The sequence below is a fragment of the Ancylobacter sp. TS-1 genome (assembly GCF_009223885.1).
Taxonomy (GTDB): Bacteria; Pseudomonadota; Alphaproteobacteria; order Rhizobiales; family Xanthobacteraceae; genus Ancylobacter.
Genome location: NZ_CP045144.1, coordinates 1,959,683 through 1,978,918, shown reverse-complemented (window position 1 = coordinate 1,978,918; position 19,236 = coordinate 1,959,683). Strand labels below are relative to the sequence as shown.

Below are 19,236 nucleotides of genomic sequence, written 5' to 3'. Positions count from 1 at the left end.
GTTGAACGGGAGAGGGTCGGCGGTGGAAGGTGTGGCGCCTGCCGGCGCCGCCATCGGCCCCGGCAGGACATGGAACAGGCGGAGAGAGCGATGTCGGGTCGCGGCGAAGGATATGGTCGGCTTGAGCGCGGGGCGCGGCCTGCGCCGCGCGGGGCGGTGCTGCTGCCGGCAGCGGCCGGCCTCGCCGCTTTCGGCCTTGTCCTCCTCGCCCCGCTCACCTTCGGCGTGCAGCCGGCTCAGGCACAGGACATGACCGGCAGCGCCATCGCCCTCGACCATGCCGGCAGCGGCACCGGCGACGGCGGCGGCCATTTCGACGCCTCCGCCGTCCATGCCGGCGGGCAGGGCGCCTCGCCGCTGCCGGTCGTCGCCGCCGACAGCGAACCTTTCGACATGAGCGGCCGGCGCGCGCCGAGCCCGGCGCGCCGCGCGGCGCTCGCCCTCTATGCGCAGCCCCAGCCCGGCCCGTCGAGCGACGAGCCCTCGACCGGTCCCGCCATCGGCGCCGGCGCACCCGGTACCGGCGCCGCCACGCCCGGCGCCGCCACGGGCCAGCAATCGACACCCGCCACCGTCCCGGCAGTACCGGCACCGGCGGTGGCGATGCCGGCTCCTGCGGCCGTCCCGGCGCCGGGCGCCACCGTGCCGACCCGGCTGGCGGAGCTGCTTTCCGGCCCGCTGGTGCGCCTGACCCCGCGCCTCGCCGAACAGCAGGCGCTGGTCGCCTTCTACACGGCGCGCGGCTTCCAGCCGGCCTTCACCGGCGCCGGCAAGCTCGCCCCGCTCGGCCAGATCGCGCTCGACACCTTCGCGGCCGCCATCGTCGAGGGCCTGAACCCGGCCGACTATGCGGTGCCGCCGCTTCCCGCCGCGCCGAGCGACGCCCAGCTGGCGGAGGCGGAACTGCGCCTCGCCGCGACCACGCTGCTCTATGCGCGCCACGTCCAGAGCGGCCGCTTCAATCCCGCTACCATCTCCAAGGATGTCGACCCGCGCCCGACCGTGCCGGATCCGGCCGCCGTGCTGGCGCTGGTGACGGGGCAGCCCAATGCGCGCGCCGCCTTCGAGTCCTTCGCCCCGCAATATGACGAGTACCGGCTGCTGAAGCAGCAACTCGCCCGCCTGATGGCCGAGGGCCAGGTGGCCGGGCACGCGCCGATCCCGCCCGGCCGCTCGCTGCGGCCCGGCGAGCGAGACCCGCGCGTGCCGATGTTGCGCGCGCGGCTCGGCATAGGCGGCGCTCCGGAGGACGATGTCTACGACCCGCTGCTGGTGGAGGCGGTGCGCGACTTCCAGACCCTTTCCGGCCAGAACCCGGACGGCATCGTGGGACGCGGCACGCTCGGCGCGCTCAACGGTTCCGGCGGCGACCAGATCCCCGAGATCGTCGCCAACATGGAGCGCTGGCGCTGGGTGCCGCACGACGTGGCGCCGATCTATGTGATGGTGAACATTCCCGAATTCATGGTCCGGCTGGTGGTCAACGAGCAGGTCGTGCACGAGACCCGCGTCGTGGTCGGCAAGCCGGAGACGCCGACGCCGCTGCTCTCCGAGACCATGCAGTACGCCGTGTTCAATCCGTCCTGGCACGTGCCGCCGAGCATCATCCGCAACGAGATGCTGCCCAAGCTGATGTCCGACCCCTATGCGCTGGAGCGCCAGGGCATCGATGTGGTGCGCAACGGGCGCATCATCGATCCCGGCTCGGTCGACTGGAGCCGGGGCTCGCAGGGCTATGCCTTCCGGCAGGAGCCGGGCGAGCGCAATGCGCTGGGGCGCATGAAGTTCATGTTCCCCAACAAGCACGCGGTCTATCTGCACGACACGCCCAGCCGCGCGCTGTTCGCCCGCGAGCGCCGCGCCTTCAGCCATGGCTGCGTACGCGTGCACGAGCCGCTGGCCTTCGCCGAGGTGCTGTTCTCGCTCGGCCTGCCGGGCGAGGGCTGGACCCAGCCGCGCATCGGCAAGCTGATCGGCGGCAATGAGAAGTCGGTGCCGCTGAAGCGCCGCTTCCCGGTGCACATCGTCTATTTCACCACCTATGTCGACGCCGCCGGTCGCCTCGTCACCCGCGAGGATCTCTACGGCATCAACGCCGCCACGAAGGCGATTCTCGGCCTCGACGGCACCCGCCGCATGGCCGATCGCGGGCCGGCGACCCTGGCGCGCTGAGCCGCGCCGGTGGGCGTTGCGAGAGGTGTGGCCTCATCGCCACGCTCCAGCGACAAATTAACCACGCGCCGGGCATTGCGCGAGAAATTGACCGGCAGGCACTCTTTTGCCACAGTCACTTCCTAGCCATGGGGTCAAGAAGTGTGGGGGCGGGGTCGTAATGGCCTCTTAACCAAACCCGACAAGACTGTGTTCACCATGTACGGCCCGGGCGCCTCGTCCGTGTCGTCTCAAGGAAACGTTCTGTACCGGGTTCGGATTCGTGCGCATCACAAAAGCTAGTCTCTTCGGCAAGGCCCTCAGGGGCACGGCGCTGGCGACCGTCGCCACGCTCGCGACGCTGTGCGGCACCACGCTGCTGCAGGACGCCGTGGCCAATGGCGACACGCGCACCCTGACCCTGCACCATGTGCATTCCGGGGCCAGCGCCACCGTCACCTTCAAGAAGAACGGCCGCTACGATCCGGCGGCGCTGAAGCAGCTCAACGTGCTGCTGCAGGACTGGCGGCGGAAAGAGCCGACCAGGATGGACCCCCAGCTCTTCGATATCGTGTGGGAGGTCTATCGCGAGGTGGATGCCACCCAGCCGATCGAGGTGATCGGCGGCTACCGCTCGCCCGAGACCAATTCCATGCTGCGCGCCCGCTCGCGCGGCGTCGCCCAGACCAGCCTGCACATGCAGGGCCGGGCGATGGACTTCTACATTCCCGGCGTGCCGCTGGCGAAGATCCGCGAGGCCGGCCTGCGCCTCCAGCGCGGCGGCGTCGGCTTCTACCCCACCTCGGGCTCGCCCTTCGTGCATCTCGATACCGGCGGTGTGCGGCACTGGCCGCGCATGAGCCGGCCCGAACTCGCCCGCGTCTTCCCCTCGGGCAAGACGGTGCATGTGCCCGCCGACGGCAAGCCGATGTCGGGCTATGCGCTGGCGCTGGCCGAGGTCGAGTCGCGCGGCTCCGAGCCCGGCGGCGCGGGCGCCGCCTTCGCCGGCCTTTCCGGCGGCAACGATCCCAAGCGCGCCGGCAAGCCGGCCAAGAACCTGTTCGCCAGCCTGTTCAGCAAGGATGACGACGACGAGGAGGCCGCGCCGGCCGCCGCTGCCGCCACCGAGGTGGCCGAGGCGCCGGCTTCAGGCGCTGCCGCGACATCCGCGCCGGCGCAGGTCGCAACGAAGCTGGCGGCCGCCGATCCGGTGCCGCTGCCCCAGCCCAACCCGCTGCCGCGCAATGTGGTCGCCGCCGCGCCGGCTCCTGCCGCACCGGCGGCCGGCCGCGCCGATCTCGCCGCGCTTGCCGCCGCGATCCCGCTGCCGCAGTCACGGACCGGCGCCGCCGCTCCGGCGGCCGGCGCCGTGGTGGCGGCTGCCGTGCCGATGCCGCAGGCCCGGCCGAGCGAGGCCGGCGGCCTTCCCGAGCTTATCGTGCGCGGCACCGGCGGGCAGGGCCCGGCGCTCGCCTATGCCGATGCCAGCGGCAGCATCTTCGCCCCCGAGCGGCTCCAGCCCGGCCGCGCGCCGGCGCCCCCGGCCGGCTCGGCCGAGGCCGGGCGCCAGATGCCCGCTTCCGCCGCGGCCGCTGCGCGCAACAAGCCGCGCGCCCATTCGGCCGAGATGCTGGCGGAAATCCGCAGCCTGTTCAGCGGCCCGGCGGTCGCCCGCAACGCGTCGCTGCACACGCCGGAACTCAGGCGCTTCGCCGCCTTCGTGGCGCCTCCGCGCCAGGTGGTGGTGACGCATTTCGGCGACGACGCCTCGAACGGCCTGTCGACGACGCGTTTCAGCGGGGCGGCCATCGTGGCGGTGCCGGTCGTCGCCATGGTGTCGGGCCCGGCGCCGCTGAAGAACCCGCTCTGAGGGTTTTCGCGGGCCTCCGCCTCCGGGCGTTTCGTTCTGTTGGCTGACGAAGACGTCCCGCGCGGCATCAGAACCGGGCGCGGCCCGGCCGTTCATGTCTATTGTGAGGGACGGTGCCGGCCGCAGGCGTGGATCCCCGGGTCAAGCCCGGGGATGACGGCAGGCAGCAGGGCAGGCAGGGCGCGCCAGAGAGCGCCCTCGACCGGCAGATATCAGCTGACCATGCCCAGAGCCTGGAGATACAGGTCGACGATGGCCTCGTGCTCGGCGCGCTGGTCGGCGTCCTGCTTGCGGATCTTCAGGATCTCGCGCAGCGCCTTGGTGTCGAAGCCGGTGCCCTTGGCCTCGGCGAAGACGTCCTTGATGTCGTCGGCAATGGTCTTCTTCTCCTCCTCGAGCCGCTCGATGCGCTCGATGAAGGACTTCAGCTGCTCCTTGGCGAAGCCGGCGGCGGCATCGGACAGCGGCTGGTCGTTCGGGATATCGGACATGGTTTCTCCGGGGCGTCGGGCACGGGCCTCTCAAGGAGGAGCCCGGCATCGGGACAGAATTGCGGGCGGCGATCAGGAGCCGAACGGCGCCGGCCCGTCAAGACGCGGGCGCGTCATGCGACGGCTTGTCCGCCGCCTGGCCCCGCTATCCACCGGCTTTGCACGATGGCGAGCGGGCGCGGGCTCTGGGGCGTCTCAGTGCGCGGGAGGACCGGAGAAGGCGGCCTTCTGTTCCGGGCTCGCCTCCTTCTGGTGGAGCGCCTTCCACTCCTCATAGGGCATGCCGTAGACGGCGACGCGGGCGGCTTCCTTGTCGAGCGGCACGCCGCGCTCGCGGGCGGCGTCGACCATCCAGTTCGACAGGCAGTTGCGGCAGAAGCCGGCCAGATTCATCAGTTCGATGTTCTGCACGTCGGTGCGCGCGCGCAGATGCGCGATCAGCCGGCGGAAGGCGGCGGCCTCCAGTTCGGTGCGGGTGCGGTCGTCGATCTCGCTCATGTCTCTTCTCCCGGGGGCGGCAGGCGCCTCCCTTCTAGATAGGCGGCACCGGCCCTGTGCGCGAGCCGTAGGAGCGCACCGCGTGCAGCTCGGGCACGGCGAGGATGGCCGGCAGCAGCCCGGCGAGCCGGTCGGCCCACAGGCGCTGGCCGTCCGCGTCGGCGATGAGGTCCTGGCGGATTTCCAGCAGCGTGCTGGCGAGGCCGCGCAGCGTGGCGTGGCGGAACAGGCAGTCGCCGCGCAGCGCGCCGTCATAGGGCTCGTTGTCGCCGACGATGAGGTCGCCGGGCGCTTCCAGCGCCTCGATCAGTTCGCGGGTGAAGCGCGGGTCGCTGTCCCACAGCACGGCGGCGTGCCAGGGGCGCGCCACGCCGCGCCAGACCGGGGTGAAGCTGTGCATGGAAAGGATGGCGGGCACCACGCCCACCGCCAGCGCGGCCTCGATCTCGTCATTGATGGCGGCGTGATAGGGGCGGTGGAAGCGGGCGAGGCGCCGCTCGATCTCCTCCGGCCCGACATGACGGTTGCCCGGCACGACGGCGCCGTCGGAAAGGCGCATGACCAGCGTCGGGTCGTCCTCGCCCCGGTTGGGGTCGATCAGCAGGCGCGAGAAGCGGGTGAGCAGCGCCGGGCAGCCGAGCCGGTGCGCCAGCATGCGGGTGACGCCGGCGGCGCCGATGTCGTAGCCGATATGGCGCTCCAGCTCCGCCTTCGGCAGGCCGAGCGAGCCGTAGCCGGGCGGCAGCGCGTTGGAGGCATGGTCGCACAGCAGGATGAGGCCACGATCCAGCGTCCCGGGAATGCGCTCGAAGGCGGCGTAGCTCTCGGGCGGGTCGTCGGACGGGGCGTGGGCCGGGTCGTCGGCCGGGGCGGCGGCGACGGGAGTGCCCGTCGCGAGATCTTCCGTTGCGAGATCTTCCGTCGAGAGGCGGCGCATAATTCCCCGTGAGCTTCGACTATGTGCGGAGAGGATAGTGACGAGAGCCTTCCGGTGCCATAGGAATACGCCCGTTTCGCGTCGTGCCTGCGGATTCGGCAGGTGCGCGCGCAATGTGTCAACGCTGTCCGGCGATGCCGGCGGTAAGGCCCCAGCGGGGGCGGGGTAGGGTAGTGATGACGGATGCTTCGGCGCGTGCCTTTCTTGATCGCCTGTTCACGGCTGCGGTTGCGGCCGCCCATCCCTCGACCTGTCTGCCCCCGGCCCTGCCGCCGCCGCCCGCCCATGGAAGGCTGATCCTGCTCGCCGCCGGCAAGGCCGCCGGCTCCATGCTCGAGGTCGCCGAGCGCCATTATCTCGACGAGCTCGGCTTCGATCCCGCCCGGCTCGCCGGCATCGGTGTCGCCCGCCACGGCTATGGCCGCCCGACGCGCCTTCTGGAGATGGTCGAGGCCGGCCATCCGGTGCCGGATGCCGCCGGGCTCGCCGGCGCGCAGAAGGCGATCGACCTTGCGGCGTCCGCGACCGCCGACGACCTCGTGCTGGTGCTGCTTTCGGGCGGCGCCTCGGCCAACTGGATCGCCCCCGCGTTCGGCGTCGAGCTCGACGACAAGCGCGCGCTGACCCGCGCTTTGCTGCGCTCGGGCGCCAATATCACCGAAATCAACACCGTGCGTAAGCATCTCTCGCGCATCAAGGGCGGGCGCCTGGCGGCGCTGGCCCAGCCGGCCAAGGTGGTGACGCTCTCGGTCTCCGACGTGCCGGGCGACGATCCGGCGGTGATCGGCTCCGGCCCCACCGTGCCCGATCCGACCACGCTGGCCGAGGCGCGCGACGTGCTGGCGCGCTACCGCATCGACCCGCCGCCCTCCATCGCGGTGGCGCTGCGCGACCCGGCCAGCGAGTCGCCCAAGCCCGGCGATCCGGCCTTCGCCAATGCCGAGTACATCCTCATTTCGCGCCCGGCGGATTCCTTCGTCGCGGCGGAGAAGATCGTCCGCGAGGCCGGCATCGAGCCGATCCTGCTCGGCGACAATCTGGAAGGCGAGGCGCGCGAGGTCGCCGCCGCGCAGGCCGCCCGCGCGCTGGAGCTCAAGGGCGCCGGCACCCGCGCCGTGCTGCTCTCGGGCGGCGAACTGACCGTGACCATGCGCGGGCAGGGACGCGGCGGCCCGAACCAGGAATTCGCGCTGGCGCTCGCCGTGGCGCTGGATGGCGCATCCGACATCTACGCGGTGGCGGGCGACACGGACGGCACCGATGGCGGCGGCGGCGATGCCAGCGACCCGGCTGGCGCCTATGTGATGCCCGACACGCTGGCCCGCGCCCGCGCGGCCGGTCTCGATCCTGCCGCCTTTCTCGCCAATAACGATTCCACCAGCTTCTTCGAACCCTTGGGCGACCTGCTGACGCCGGGTCCGACCTGCACCAACGTCAATGATTTCCGAGCCGTTTTCGTCGACGTCTGACATCGCTGCGGCGCGCGCGGCGCGGCCGCGCCGCGCCGTTCGCGCGCTGCTGCCGGCGCTCGCGCTGGCGCCGCTGCTCGCCACGCTCGCCCCCGCGCCGGCCTCGGCCGATTTCCGCCTGTGCAACCGCTCCACCAGCCGCGTCGGCATCGCCGTGGGCTACAAGGACGGCACGCTGTGGTCGACCGAGGGCTGGTGGAACATCGGCCCGAACAGTTGCGAGACGCTGCTGCGCGGCGATCTGGTGGCGCGTTTCTACTACGTCTACGCCATCGACTACGATCTCGGCGGGGAGTGGGCCGGCAAGGCCTATATGTGCACCCGCGAGAAGGAGTTCACTATTCGCGGCATCGAGGATTGCCTCGCGCGCGGCTATGACCGCACCGGCTTCTTCGAGGTGGACACCCAGGAACAGAAGAGCTGGACGGTGCAACTCACCGAGAGCAAGCCGCAGGCGCAGGCGGGCGTGCCGCTGGCCACGCCGCCCTTGCCGCCACCGGCGCCGAAGCGGCCTTGAGCCATTCAGGAAACAAGCCGTCATCCTGGCCGGAGGCAAAGCCGGAGAGCCGGGATCGTTTCCAGATCTCGTTCTGCCCGCGATCCCGGCTACGGCCTGACGGCCGTTCCGGGATGACGTCGTTTTGGGCTGAACGCCGGTTCGATCCGCCGTCCTACTCGATCGGCAGGGCGGTGAAGCGCACCTGACCCTGAGGGTCGGAGACCATGAGCAGGGCGGAGCGGCGACCCTCCTTCTTGAGGGCGGCGATGCGGTCCTCGACCTGCTGGGGTGTCAGGGTCGCCTCTTGGTTCACCTCGGCGATGACGCTGCCGGCGGCGATGCCGCGCTCGGCCGCCACGGAGCCGGGCTCCACCGACAGCACGACGACGCCCTTGAGGTCGTCCTTGATCTTGAAGCGGCCGCGCAGTTCCGGCGTCATCTCGGCGATCTCGACGCCGAGCAGCTTGACGCCAGCGGGCGGCGGCGGGGTGTCGGGCTTCTTCTCGTCCGCCGTTGCGGTGCGGGCGGCGTCGCCCTCGTCGAGCCGGCCGACGACGAGCTTGAGCTTCTGCTCCTCGCCCTTGCGGACGACGACGACCTCGACCTCCTTGTCGACCGGGGTGTCGGCGACGATGATCGGCAAGGCGCGCATGTCCTTCACTTCCTTGCTGTCGAAGGAGACGACGACATCGCCTGCCTTCAGGCCGCCCTTCGCCGCCGGGCCGTCCTCGGCCACCGAGCCGATCAGCGCGCCGCGCGCGCGCCCCAGCGACAGGCTCTCGGCGATCTCCGGCGTCACCTGCTGGATGCGCACGCCGATCCAGCCACGCCGCGCCTCGCCGAACTCCTTGAGCTGGGCGATGATCGGCACGGCGGCATTGGAGGGCACGGCGAAGCCGATGCCGATCGAGCCGCCCGAGGGCGAGATGATGGCGGTGTTGATGCCGATGACGTCGCCGTCCATGTTGAACAGCGGGCCGCCGGAATTGCCGCGATTGATGGCGGCGTCGGTCTGCAGGAAGTTGTCGTAGGGCCCGGAGTTGATGTCGCGGTTGCGGGCCGAGATGACGCCGACGGTGAGCGAGCCGCCGAGGCCGAACGGGTTGCCGATCGCCATCACCCAGTCGCCGACGCGCAGCACATCGGAATTGCCGAACTTCACCGACTTCAGTGGCTTGCCGGCTTCCGGTGTCACCTTGAGCAGCGCAAGGTCGATCTTGGTGTCGCGGCCGATGACCTCGGCCTTGAGCTTGGAGCCGTCGGCGAAGTTGGCGAAGATCTCGTCGGCGTCGGCGATGACGTGGTTGTTGGTCACGATGAAGCCGGCGGGGTCGATGACGAAGCCCGAGCCGAGCGAGGAGACGCGGCGCGGGGCCTTGTCGTCGCCCTGCTGCTGGCGCCGCTTGAAGAACTCCTCGAAGAACTCCTCGAAGGGCGAGCCGGGCGGCAGGTCGGGCGCGGGCACGCTGCGCGAGGGGGCGACCGTCTGCGAGGTGGAGATGTTCACCACCGCGTCCATCACCAGCGCGGCGGTGTCGGCGACCGTGTCGGGCCCCTTGGCGGCGGCGGCGAAGGCGGCGTGCGGCACGGCGAGCACGAGGGCGAGGCCGGCGGCGGCCAGGCCGCGCTTCACGAGGCCGGGGCAGCGGGCGCAGACGCGGATGTCGGGACGCGCGAGGCGCAGAAACATGAAACCTCCTTGGCGCCGCCGCGCCGAAACGGGCGACGCGTCGCCCGCGCCGTCCCAACTGATCCGCCCGACGCTAACCCGCGTCCGGCGCGATGCAAGCCAAAAGCGCGCGAGCCGTGAGGCCCGCCGGATGCGCGTGGTCCCGCCCGCGACCGCGCGCGGGACGGATGAGTGGACGGGGATGTCGGGGAAGGAGTGACGACGCACGCGGCAGGCCGCGTGCGGACGTCTGCGGGGCGGGGATCAGCCCCGGATCAGCCACACGATGACGAGACCGAGGATCGCACCGCCGATGCCGGCGATGCGCAGCGGGGCGTCGGGCAACTGCCCGATCGCCTCCGCCGCATGGCGCACCGCCCCGGGCAGGGCGGCGAGCATGAGCCCCTCGATCACCAGAACGAGGCCGAGCGCGACGATGAGATCGTACATCGTCGCGTCGCGTCAGTTCGCGGGCGCAGGCGCGGCCGGCGCAGGCGTGGCCGGGGTGCCGCCCGACATCGGGCCGGAGGCCGCCGGATTGTTGAAGAAGCGGAAGAACTCCGAATCCGGCGACAGCAGCATCCGCGTGTCCCCGCTCTTCAGCGAGGCTTCATAGGCCTGCATGGAGCGGTAGAAGTCGAAGAAGCCCTTATCCTGCCCGTAGGCCTGCGCGAAGATCTCGTTGCGCAGTGCCTCGCCCTCGCCGCGCAGCTTGTCGGCGGTGGCGTTGGCCTCGGCGACGATGATCGTCGAATCGCGGTCCGAGCGGGCCCGGATGGTCTGGGCCGCCTCGGCGCCCTGGGCGCGGATTTCCGACGCCTCGCGCTGACGCTCGGTCTGCATGCGCTGGAACACGGCCTGGCTGTTGGCTTCCGGCAGGTCGGCACGGCGGATGCGCACGTCGAGCACGCTGATGCCGAAGCCGCCCGCCTCGCGGTTCACCTGGTCGCGGATGCGCGCCATGAGGTGCTCGCGCTGGTCGCGCACCACATCGGTGAAGCTCGATTCGCCGAGCACACGGCGCAGCGACGAGTTGAGGACGGTGGCGAGGCGCGAATTGGCGCCCTCCACCGTGCCCACCGACTGGTAGAAGCGCAGCGGATTGACGATGCGGTAGCGGGCGAAGGCGTCGACGACCAGACGCTTCTGGTCGGCGGCGATCACTTCCTGCGAGGGGTTCTCGAGGTCGAGGATGCGCTTGTCGACGAAGATCACGCTGTCGACCAGCGGGATCTTCACGTGAAGGCCGGGCTCCTCGATGACGCGCACGGGTTCGCCGAAGCGCAGCACGAGGGCCTGCTGGGTCTGGTAGACGGTGAACAGCGCCGAATAGAGGCCGATGAGAACGGCGGCGGCGACGACCGCGAGGACGAGACCGATGCTGTTCTTCATTTCACGGCTCCCTGGCCGGCCGCCGGGGCGGGCGTGCGTCCGCTGAGCGGGGCGAGCGGCAGATAGGGCACAACGCCCGAGCTTCCGGCCGCAGCAGGATCGATGATCACCTTGTCCATGCCGCCGAACACGCGCTCCATGGTTTCGAGATAGAGGCGCTGGCGCGTCACTTCGGGGGCCTTCTGGTATTCGGCGAGCACGCTGAGGAAGCGGGCGGCCTGACCGCGCGCCTCGATGATGGCGCGCTCCCGGTAGCCTTCGGCGCCCTGGGTGATGCGGGCCGCGTCGCCGCGGGCTTCCGGCACCACGCGGTTGGCGTAGGCCTGGGCCTCGTTCTGCAGCCGCTCGGCGTCGGCGCGGGCGGCCTGCACGTCGCGGAAGGAGTCGATGACCTGCGAGGGCGGGTCGACCTTCTGGAGCTGGACCTGGGTGATGAGGATGCCGGCCTTGTAGCTGTCGAGCGTGCGCTGCATCAGCTCATGCACCGCCGTCTCGATGTTCTGGCGGGCGCCGGTGAGGATCGGCTGGATGTTGGTGCGGCCGACCACCTCGCGCATGGCGCTCTCGGCCACGGCCTTGATGGTGCCTTCCGGGTTCTGGACGTTGAACAGGAAGTTAGCGGCACCGACGTCCTCGGCCGAGCCGGGGGCGGCAGGCTTGACCATCCAGAACACGGCGAAGTCGACGTCGACGATGTTCTCGTCGCCGGTCAGCATCAGGCTTTCTTCCGCCACGTCGCGCATGGAGGCGCCGCGGCGGGGATCTTCGCCGGTGCGCAGGCCGATGTCGATGCGGTTGACGCGCGTGACCTGCGGGGTCAGCACGGTCTCGATCGGGTAGGGCAGGTGGTAGTTGAGGCCGGGATTGGTCGTGCCGATGAACTTGCCGAAGCGAAGCACCACGCCCTGCTCGTCGGGCTCGACCCGATAGAAGCCCGACAGCAGCCAGGCGACGATCGCGAGCACGAGCACGATGACGATGCCCTTGCCGGTGCCGAAGCCCCCGGGGATCGCCGTGCGCAGCTTTTCCTGGCCGCGCCGGATCAGGTCCTCGAGATCAGGAGAGTTCGGCCCCGACGATTGCGGACCAGTGCCCCAGGGGCCGCGTGGACCACCACCCCATGGTCCGCCGCTCTGGTTCTTCCACGACATTCCGCGCCCACTCCGTTTGCGCGCCCGGCAAGGCCCGGGCCCGCATGCGCAGAACCCCCGGACGTCCCCGTGCAGTAAAAGCCGCACCCCTCCGTGCGAAAGACGCGGCGAGGCGGTTATAGGTGACGAGGCATCCGGTTACAACGCGCCGCCGTTTTCCGATATGGGCGACGTGGGGGGCTTACGCAACGGTAGAGCGCGCGGAAGTGGGGCGATCCATCGCGTCCAGATTGTCGCGCCCGCCCGACTGGCCGCGATAATGGGCCAGCACATACAGGCGAATGGCCGAGGAAAGGTTGCCCTGGTTGCGCCCGGAATCGATCGAGGCAACGATCTCGGAGAGGGTGCTGCGCCGGTTGGCGGCAATTTCCTTCAGCGCGTCCCAGAACTGGTCTTCCAGGCTGACGCTTGTCTTGTGCCCAGCAATTACAATCGACCGCTTAACCACGGGGCTCTTCATGTGTCGTCCTCTCGTATGCGCCTATGTCCGTCGAGCGAGTTTTTCTGCAGACGCTCAGTGGAGGCCTCCAACTCGCGTTGAGACTTCGACCGGCCAAACTCCAAACGCCGGGCGGCGGCACTTTGTTCCGCCTGCTCACGCACGCGGCGCTTACGGTACCGATTGAGATTTACGATATCCGACATCAGCATTCGCTCCCGGGTTGGAGCGGCACAACCAACCGATCATGCTGCTCAATCAGGCCGGTCATCTTGCTACGCGCCAAAGTCGGCAGAAATTAGGTATTCTCGTACAATACGTTATGTTCGGACCAGTTGGTCTAATCTTGTTCGGTCGATAAATTTCACATTGAAATCGTACCGGTAGCGATGGCGAAAAACGCGCTGCAAAGCAACATCTCGTTTTACGCACGAGGTCGCCGGTGGATCACAACCGCGATCATCACGCGTTCGTGATCGCAGCGATTGTGTCGGCAGGGCGGCGGCGGGGCCGCCCGAGGTCGCATTTTCCCGCGCGGGCACGCGTGCTAAACCGGCCGCGCACGAGCGGCGTCCCGCCTCGTCGGCCGGTCGTCGGCACGGTCCCTGGGCGCCCGATCCCGAAAGGTTCTGACGATGAGCAACACCCGCATCGAAACCGACACGTTCGGTCCAATCGAGGTGGAGGACGACAAGTACTGGGGCGCGCAGGCGCAGCGCTCGCTCGGCAATTTCAAGATCGGCTGGGAGAAGCAGCCGCTGCCGGTGGTCCGCGCGCTCGGCGTCATCAAGCGGGCGGCGGCGGAGACCAACCGAGAGCTCGGCCATCTCGACCCGGCCATCGCCGACGCGGTGGTGAAGGCGGCGCAGGAAGTGATCGACGGCAAGCTCGACGCGCATTTCCCGCTCTCGGTCTGGCAAACCGGCTCGGGCACGCAGTCGAACATGAACGCCAACGAGGTCATCTCGAACCGCGCCATCGAGATGCTCGGCGGGGTGAAGGGCTCCAAGAAGCCGGTCCACCCGAACGACCACGTCAATATGAGCCAGTCGTCCAACGACACCTATCCGACGGCGATGCATGTCGCCGCGGCGGTGGAGATCGTGCACGCGCTGCTGCCCGCGCTGGCGAAGCTGCGCGACGCGCTCGCCGCCAAGGCGAGGGCGTGGGAGCACATCATCAAGATCGGCCGCACCCATACCCAGGACGCGACGCCGCTGACGCTGGGTCAGGAATTCTCCGGCTACACCCAGCAGGTGGCGACCGGCATCGAGCGGATCGAGCTGACCCTGCCGCGGCTGATGGAACTCGCCCAGGGTGGCACGGCGGTCGGCACCGGGCTCAACGCGCCGATCGGTTTCGCCGAGAAGGTGGCCGAGAAGATCGCCGCCATCACCGGCCTGCCCTTCACCTCGGCGCCGAACAAGTTCGAGGCGCTGGCCGCCCATGACGCCATGGTGTTCTCGCACGGGGCGATCAACACGGTGGCGGTGTCGCTGTTCAAGATCGCCAACGACATCCGCCTGCTCGGCTCGGGCCCGCGCTCGGGCCTCGGCGAGCTTTCCCTGCCGGAGAACGAACCCGGCTCCTCGATCATGCCGGGCAAGGTGAACCCGACCCAGTGCGAAGCGCTCACCCAGGTCTGCGTGCAGGTGTTCGGCAACAACGCCGCGCTCGGCTTCGCCGGCAGTCAGGGTCACTTCGAGCTCAATGTCTATAATCCGGTGATGGCATATAACTTCCTGCAGTCTGTCCGTTTGCTGTCGGACGCGGCGGTGAGTTTCACCGACAATTGCGTCGTCGGCATCGTGCCGCGCGAGGACAACATCAAGGCGGCGCTGGAGCGCTCGCTCATGCTGGTCACCGCGCTGGCGCCGAAGATCGGTTACGACAACGCTGCCAAGATCGCCAAGACCGCGCACAAGAACGGCACCACGCTGCGCGACGAAGCTGTCGGCGGCGGTTATGTGACGAATGAGGAGTTCGATGCCGTCGTTCGCCCGGAGAAGATGATTTCTCCGGGTTAATGGATATTCATGAACCTGAATGGCTATTCATCTTTGTTTCTGAAAGTCATTCAGGTTCATTACAGAAGTTTCATTTGAGCTTCGTCCGTATTCGCTCCACCATCGGCCTCACTTCTTAACGGAGATGAGGCCGATGAAGCGTACGATTATCGCCGCCACTGCCGCCGCGCTGCTCGCCAGCGTTACTTTCGGTATCGCCGCGCCGGAATTCCGGGCCGGCGAACGCCCCCGCCCGAGCCCCGAACAGATGGCCGAGTTCGCCGGCGCCATGAGCGATGCGCGCATCGCCGCGCTGAAGGCCGGGCTGCGCCTGAACACCGACCAGGAGAAGCTGTGGCCGGCGCTGGAGAGCGCGCTGCGCGAGGACGCGCAGGAGCGTATCGACCACCGCGCCGAGCGCCGGGCCGACAAGGCCGAACGCCGGAAGGGCGAGCGCCCGGACGTGATCCAGCGCCTGCAGGAGCGTGCCGACGGCCTGCTGGAGCGCGGCGAGACGCTGAAGAAGCTCGCCGATGCGGCGGCCCCGCTCTACCAGAGCCTCGACGAGGCGCAGAAGCGGCGCTTCGCCATCCTGTTCAAGCAGGCCGAGCATCCGCACATGGCCTTTGCCGGCGACCGGCACGAGCGCGGCCCGCACCGCTTCGGCCCCGGCCGGCCGGGTCCCGGCCCGGATGGCGGCCCGGTGCATCACCGCCTGCCGCCTCCCGGCGGCCCCGGCATGCCCGGCCCGCAGGGCGAGCCGCTCTGAGCGACGCCGACCGCTTCCGCGAGCCCGGTCCGCCGGGCTCGCTCTCCCGGACCCCACGGGCGTTGCGTCAGCACTTTTGCCGCCCGAACCTTTGCCGCCGGCCCGCGCCGGCGGCTTTTTCATGCCAGCGGTCCGTTGCCGGCTGGCTTAGCCTTCCGCCAGTGTCGCCAGCGCCTCGCCGGTGACGCGCTGCACCGTCCAGGCGTCCATCGGCCGCGCGCCGATCGAGCGGTAGAAGCGGATGGCCGGCTCGTTCCAGTCGAGCACCCACCATTCGAAGCGGCCGAGCCCCTCCGCGATGCAGCGGCGGGCGAGGTTCCGCATCAGCGCCTTCGCGATGCCGCGTCCGCGGAAGGCGGGGCTCACATAGAGGTCCTCGAGATAGATGCCGTGCCGGCCGCGGAAGGTGGAGTAGTTGTAGAACCACAGCGCGAAGCCGGCCGCCTGCCCGTCCCATTCGGCGATGTCGCAGAACACGCGGGGGTTCGGCCCGAACAGGTCGCGGGCGATATCGTCCTCCGTCGCCTCCACCTCGTGCAGCAGTTTCTCGTAGTCGGCAAGCTCGCGCACGAAGGCGAGGATGAGTGCGGCGTCTTCGGGCCGGGCGGGGCGGAGGGCGAGGGACATGGGCGACGTTCCGTTGTGCGTTCATATCGAGCGGCGTCATCCTTCGAGGCTCGCTGCGCGAGCGCCTCGGGACGACGGCGTTCGGTTGGGGCGGAGTGGTGTCTACACCGCCACCGGCGCCCTGATGGCGGGGTGGGGGTCGTAGCCTTCCACCGCGATGTCCTCGAAGCGGAAGGCGAACAGGTCGTCCACGGCCGGGTTGAGCCTCAGGGTCGGCAGGGCGCGCGGGGCGCGCGAGAGCTGCTCGTGCACCTGCTCGACATGGTTCGAATAGATGTGGGCGTCGCCGAATGTGTGCACGAAGTCGCCCGGCTTCAGGCCGCTGACCTGCGCCACCATATGGGTGAGCAGCGCATAGGAGGCGATGTTGAACGGCACGCCGAGGAAGATGTCGGCCGAGCGCTGGTAGAGCTGGCAGGAGAGCCTGCCGTCCAGCACGTAGAACTGGAACAGGCAGTGGCAGGGCGGCAGCGCCATCTGCGGCACGTCGGCGGGGTTCCAGGCGGAGACGATCAGCCGGCGCGAATCCGGGTTGCGGCGTATGTCGGCGACGACCTGCGCGATCTGGTCGATCACGCCGCCGCGCCCGTCCGGCCAGGAGCGCCACTGGTGGCCATAGACCGGGCCGAGATCGCCGTTGGCGTCCGCCCACTCGTCCCAGATCGAGACGCCGTTGGCCTTGAGATAGGCGATGTTGGTGTCGCCGGCGAGGAACCACAGCAATTCGTGGACGATGGAGCGCAGATGCAGCTTCTTGGTGGTGACGAGCGGAAAGCCTTCCGCGAGGTCGAAGCGCATCTGATGGCCGAACACGGACAGCGTGCCCGTGCCGGTGCGGTCCTCCTTGCGCGTGCCCTCGCGCAGCACCCGTTCCAGAAGCTCGTGATATTGCCGCATGTTCCGTCCCGCCGGCTGTCTGGCTACTAGATATAGCATTGCCCGGCGGGCGGTGCATCAGCCCCGCCCGCCGGGCTCCGACCTTTCGACAGATTATGCGCCGCGCGCGTCAGTCGCAGACCGTGCTCACCGTGACGAGGCCGGAGCGGGATTCGCGCTCCACCGTGCGGCAGTCGCCGCCGAAGGGGGCGTCGTCATAATAGCCGTCCGGCACCGCCTCGGGCGGCGCGGGGCGGCGGACATAGACCTCGCGGGCATAGGGGCCGCCCATCGGATCGGTCACGATGACGCGCTCGGGCGCCTCGGGCACCAGCACGCGGGGCGGGGCCTCCCGCACGATGACGTGACCGCCGGGCGGCAGATAGCCGGGGCCATAGCCAGGCTCCTCGATGATCACCGTTCCCGGCGGCAGGGGGCCGGGTCCGCGCAGATAGACCTCCTGCGCCGAGGCGGGGGAGGCGAGCGTGGCGGCGCCGAGCAGGGCGGCAATGCCGAGGGTCCGGAACGCGGACGACCCTCCTACAAGCGTCTTGGCAGAGTTCATGACATGTCTCCTTCCGTCCGCCCCGCAGCCGACGGCGGAATGTCCGCCGGGCTGCACCCCATGCCGCCGGCGACGCCAGGCGGCCTGACCAACCCAACGGCCGGGCGGCGCCGGCGTTCCCGTGCCGGCCGGGGCATTTCCGGGGTCATTTCGCGGCGGGCCGGGGGCGCGGCCGTTCGATGCCTTTCCGACGGGCGGGAGCCGCGCCTGTGGCGGTATCATGGGAACTTCGGCGCCTCCGGCTCGTTGTCGTGCGAGGCACGACGGAGGGAGACCATCATGACCGACAGTATCGACGCCCTGCACACCGAGCATCACCGCCTGCGCATGCATCTCAACCTGCTGGAGAAGGACGCGACGCATCCGCTCGACTTCACGGTCGAGCATGCGCACACCGTGCCCTCGCTCGTGCTGCGCCAGGGGCAGGCGCTGCGCAGCGCCCATTCCTCCGTGCGGCTCGACTATGATCTGATGCGCCAGATCGTCCTGGAGGCCCTGCGCGCCAGGATTATCGCGCTCGAGGAGAAGCTGCACGGCACGGTCGGCGGCAACAAGCCGATCGAGCATCTCCAGTATGGCGACCAGACGGAGGCGTGAGCGTGCCGGCGTGAGCCGCCGGGCGCGGGGGCGCCGCATTTTGCCGGGATCGGGGGAAGGGGCGCGCGCCCCCTTCCAACCGGGCCGGGGAACCCCTATATTCGATCTGCCGGCGCAAGTCGGCTATGGCGATAAACGGACATCGGAATAAACTCTTCGGACCCGGGGGCAGTACCCGGCGCCTCCACCGGAGCCCATCGAAGGGTGGGCTGCGGCGGGGGCGAAACAGGATCGACGAGAGCGTAAAGGGTCTTCTTTCGCCCGGCATGGTACCGCCGTCATCGGACCAAACATATAGTTGCCAACGACAACTATGCTCCGGTTGCTCAGGCCGCGTGAGCGGTTTGATCTACGGAAAATAAGTCCAAGCGGGTAGCACCGTGAGGCGGGGTTCGCAGGCACCTGGCAACAGAAGCCTGCACTTTCCTCACCTGACCGGCTGGCGGCCGGGACCGGAATCGGGTTCATTGCCGGCATGAGCGTCGACCTAATCCGCTATGACCTGCTTGTTCAGGACGCCTTGCGCGGCGTTGTCCGCCGCGTGCTGACCGATGTGGCCCGCGACGGCCTGCCGGGCGATCACCATCTTTATGTCTCCTTCGACACGTGCGCGGCCGGCGTGCGGCTCTCGCCGCGCCTGAAGGAGCGCTACCCGGAAGAGATGACCATCGTCCTCCAGCACCAGTTCTGGGACCTTGTGGTGACGGAGCCGTTCTTCGAGGTCGGTCTGTCCTTCAACGGCATCCCCGAGCGGCTGCACGTTCCCTTTTCCGCGCTCAAGGGCTTCTTCGACCCGTCTGTGAAGTTCGGGCTGCAGTTCGAGCCGGTGGCCGAGGAAGACGAGGCGGCCGAGCCGGCCTCCCTTTCCGACACGCCGCCCGCCCCGGCGCCGACGCCTTCCCCGGTGACGATGCTCGGCGAGGCGCGCCCGACCTCGGTGCCTTCCACGCGCGCCCCCGCCCGTCCGGCCGAGCCGGCCACTGCCGCCACCCGCGAGCCGAAGCCGGCTCCCGCCACGGCTCCCCGCGCCGCCCGCCCCGCGCCGGCCGGCGAGGGCAAGCCGTCGCCCAAGGAAGCCGCTTCCAAGGATACGGCGCCCAAGGACGCGGCCGCCAAGGATGCCGGCGGCAAGGACAATGCCGGCAAGGATGACGGCGCAAAGGATGGCGGCGCGCAGGTCGTGCGCCTCGACGCCTTCCGCAAGAAATAACCCTCCAGCGAAGAAGCGAC

Annotated in this window: 20 protein-coding genes and 1 other RNA gene; 9 read left to right on the top strand and 12 right to left on the bottom strand. The window is 69.6% G+C overall.

Going from position 1 to position 19,236, the window contains the following annotated elements; genetic code table 11:
* Positions 1-90 precede the first annotated feature (90 nt).
* A complete protein-coding gene (locus tag GBB76_RS09480; RefSeq protein ID WP_152303086.1) occupies positions 91-2,172 on the top strand; it encodes a murein L,D-transpeptidase in 2,082 nt (693 codons plus the stop codon).
* A 262-nt stretch (positions 2,173-2,434) separates the two neighbouring features.
* Positions 2,435-4,021, top strand: coding sequence for a DUF882 domain-containing protein (locus GBB76_RS09475; protein ID WP_202911189.1), 1,587 nt, complete (start codon positions 2,435-2,437; stop codon positions 4,019-4,021).
* A 212-nt stretch (positions 4,022-4,233) separates the two neighbouring features.
* Here GBB76_RS09475 and GBB76_RS09470 read toward each other — a convergent pair whose 3' ends face one another.
* The 3 genes from GBB76_RS09470 to GBB76_RS09460 form a co-directional block, all read right to left on the bottom strand.
* Positions 4,234-4,512: a DUF2312 domain-containing protein gene (locus GBB76_RS09470; RefSeq protein WP_152303085.1), complete on the bottom strand. Its 279-nt coding sequence runs from the start codon at positions 4,510-4,512 to the stop codon at positions 4,234-4,236.
* A gap of 195 nt (positions 4,513-4,707) precedes the next feature.
* Entirely contained in the window at positions 4,708-5,010 is a 303-nt protein-coding gene (locus GBB76_RS09465; protein ID WP_152303084.1) for a DUF1244 domain-containing protein, read from the bottom strand.
* A gap of 34 nt (positions 5,011-5,044) precedes the next feature.
* Positions 5,045-5,947 (bottom strand): N-formylglutamate amidohydrolase, encoded by a 903-nt coding sequence (locus GBB76_RS09460; RefSeq protein WP_152303083.1) that lies wholly within the window; start codon positions 5,945-5,947, stop codon positions 5,045-5,047.
* Positions 5,948-6,123: 176 nt separating this feature from the next.
* Between GBB76_RS09460 and GBB76_RS09455 the strand changes: the two genes are divergently transcribed.
* Both GBB76_RS09455 and GBB76_RS09450 read left to right on the top strand, forming a co-directional pair.
* A complete protein-coding gene (locus tag GBB76_RS09455) occupies positions 6,124-7,416 on the top strand; it encodes a glycerate kinase (RefSeq protein ID WP_152303082.1) in 1,293 nt (430 codons plus the stop codon).
* Complete coding sequence (locus tag GBB76_RS09450; protein ID WP_152303081.1) at positions 7,385-7,933, top strand: DUF1036 domain-containing protein; 549 nt, start codon at positions 7,385-7,387, stop codon at positions 7,931-7,933. Before GBB76_RS09455 ends, GBB76_RS09450 begins: the two co-directional genes overlap by 32 nt.
* A gap of 154 nt (positions 7,934-8,087) precedes the next feature.
* Here the strand turns inward: GBB76_RS09450 and GBB76_RS09445 are convergent, their stop codons facing one another.
* From GBB76_RS09445 to GBB76_RS09420, 6 genes are all read right to left on the bottom strand, one after another.
* Complete coding sequence (locus GBB76_RS09445; protein ID WP_152303080.1) at positions 8,088-9,605, bottom strand: Do family serine endopeptidase; 1,518 nt, start codon at positions 9,603-9,605, stop codon at positions 8,088-8,090.
* A 243-nt stretch (positions 9,606-9,848) separates the two neighbouring features.
* A complete protein-coding gene (locus GBB76_RS09440; RefSeq protein ID WP_152303079.1) occupies positions 9,849-10,034 on the bottom strand; it encodes a DUF2065 domain-containing protein in 186 nt (61 codons plus the stop codon).
* A 12-nt stretch (positions 10,035-10,046) separates the two neighbouring features.
* Positions 10,047-10,976, bottom strand: a complete 930-nt coding sequence (gene hflC / locus GBB76_RS09435) for a protease modulator HflC (protein ID WP_152303078.1) — start codon at positions 10,974-10,976, stop codon at positions 10,047-10,049.
* Positions 10,973-12,127 carry an FtsH protease activity modulator HflK gene (gene hflK / locus GBB76_RS09430; RefSeq protein WP_152303077.1) on the bottom strand — a complete coding sequence of 385 codons (1,155 nt, stop codon included), beginning with the start codon at positions 12,125-12,127 and terminating at the stop codon, positions 10,973-10,975. Before hflK ends, hflC begins: the two co-directional genes overlap by 4 nt.
* A 181-nt stretch (positions 12,128-12,308) precedes the next feature.
* Positions 12,309-12,587 carry a ribbon-helix-helix domain-containing protein gene (locus tag GBB76_RS09425; RefSeq protein ID WP_152303076.1) on the bottom strand — a complete coding sequence of 93 codons (279 nt, stop codon included), beginning with the start codon at positions 12,585-12,587 and terminating at the stop codon, positions 12,309-12,311.
* Positions 12,584-12,772: a DUF4169 family protein gene (locus tag GBB76_RS09420; protein WP_152303075.1), complete on the bottom strand. Its 189-nt coding sequence runs from the start codon at positions 12,770-12,772 to the stop codon at positions 12,584-12,586. The genes GBB76_RS09425 and GBB76_RS09420 overlap by 4 nt, the downstream gene beginning before the upstream one ends.
* Before the next feature lie 429 nt (positions 12,773-13,201).
* On the opposite strand from GBB76_RS09420, the gene fumC reads away from it, so the two are divergent.
* A complete protein-coding gene (fumC, locus tag GBB76_RS09415; RefSeq protein WP_152303074.1) occupies positions 13,202-14,593 on the top strand; it encodes a class II fumarate hydratase in 1,392 nt (463 codons plus the stop codon).
* A gap of 133 nt (positions 14,594-14,726) precedes the next feature.
* Positions 14,727-15,341 carry a Spy/CpxP family protein refolding chaperone gene (locus GBB76_RS09410; protein ID WP_152303073.1) on the top strand — a complete coding sequence of 205 codons (615 nt, stop codon included), beginning with the start codon at positions 14,727-14,729 and terminating at the stop codon, positions 15,339-15,341.
* A 147-nt stretch (positions 15,342-15,488) separates the two neighbouring features.
* Here the strand turns inward: GBB76_RS09410 and GBB76_RS09405 are convergent, their stop codons facing one another.
* The 3 genes from GBB76_RS09405 to GBB76_RS09395 form a co-directional block, all read right to left on the bottom strand.
* Positions 15,489-15,968 carry a GNAT family N-acetyltransferase gene (locus GBB76_RS09405; RefSeq protein WP_152303072.1) on the bottom strand — a complete coding sequence of 160 codons (480 nt, stop codon included), beginning with the start codon at positions 15,966-15,968 and terminating at the stop codon, positions 15,489-15,491.
* Between the two features lie 102 nt (positions 15,969-16,070).
* Entirely contained in the window at positions 16,071-16,865 is a 795-nt protein-coding gene (locus GBB76_RS09400; protein ID WP_152303071.1) for a thymidylate synthase, read from the bottom strand.
* A gap of 109 nt (positions 16,866-16,974) precedes the next feature.
* The gene (locus GBB76_RS09395) at positions 16,975-17,409 is read right to left on the bottom strand and encodes a hypothetical protein (protein WP_152303070.1); all 435 of its coding nucleotides are present in this window, start codon (positions 17,407-17,409) and stop codon (positions 16,975-16,977) included.
* Between the two features lie 279 nt (positions 17,410-17,688).
* Here GBB76_RS09395 and GBB76_RS09390 point away from each other — a divergent pair, with 279 nt between their 5' ends.
* From GBB76_RS09390 to GBB76_RS09380, 3 genes are all read left to right on the top strand, one after another.
* Positions 17,689-18,006, top strand: coding sequence for a hypothetical protein (locus tag GBB76_RS09390; RefSeq protein ID WP_152303069.1), 318 nt, complete (start codon positions 17,689-17,691; stop codon positions 18,004-18,006).
* Between the two features lie 69 nt (positions 18,007-18,075).
* Positions 18,076-18,429, top strand: a transfer-messenger RNA (tmRNA) gene (ssrA, locus tag GBB76_RS09385).
* Between the two features lie 52 nt (positions 18,430-18,481).
* Positions 18,482-19,216 (top strand): SspB family protein, encoded by a 735-nt coding sequence (locus tag GBB76_RS09380; protein ID WP_152303068.1) that lies wholly within the window; start codon positions 18,482-18,484, stop codon positions 19,214-19,216.
* Positions 19,217-19,236 lie beyond the last annotated feature (20 nt).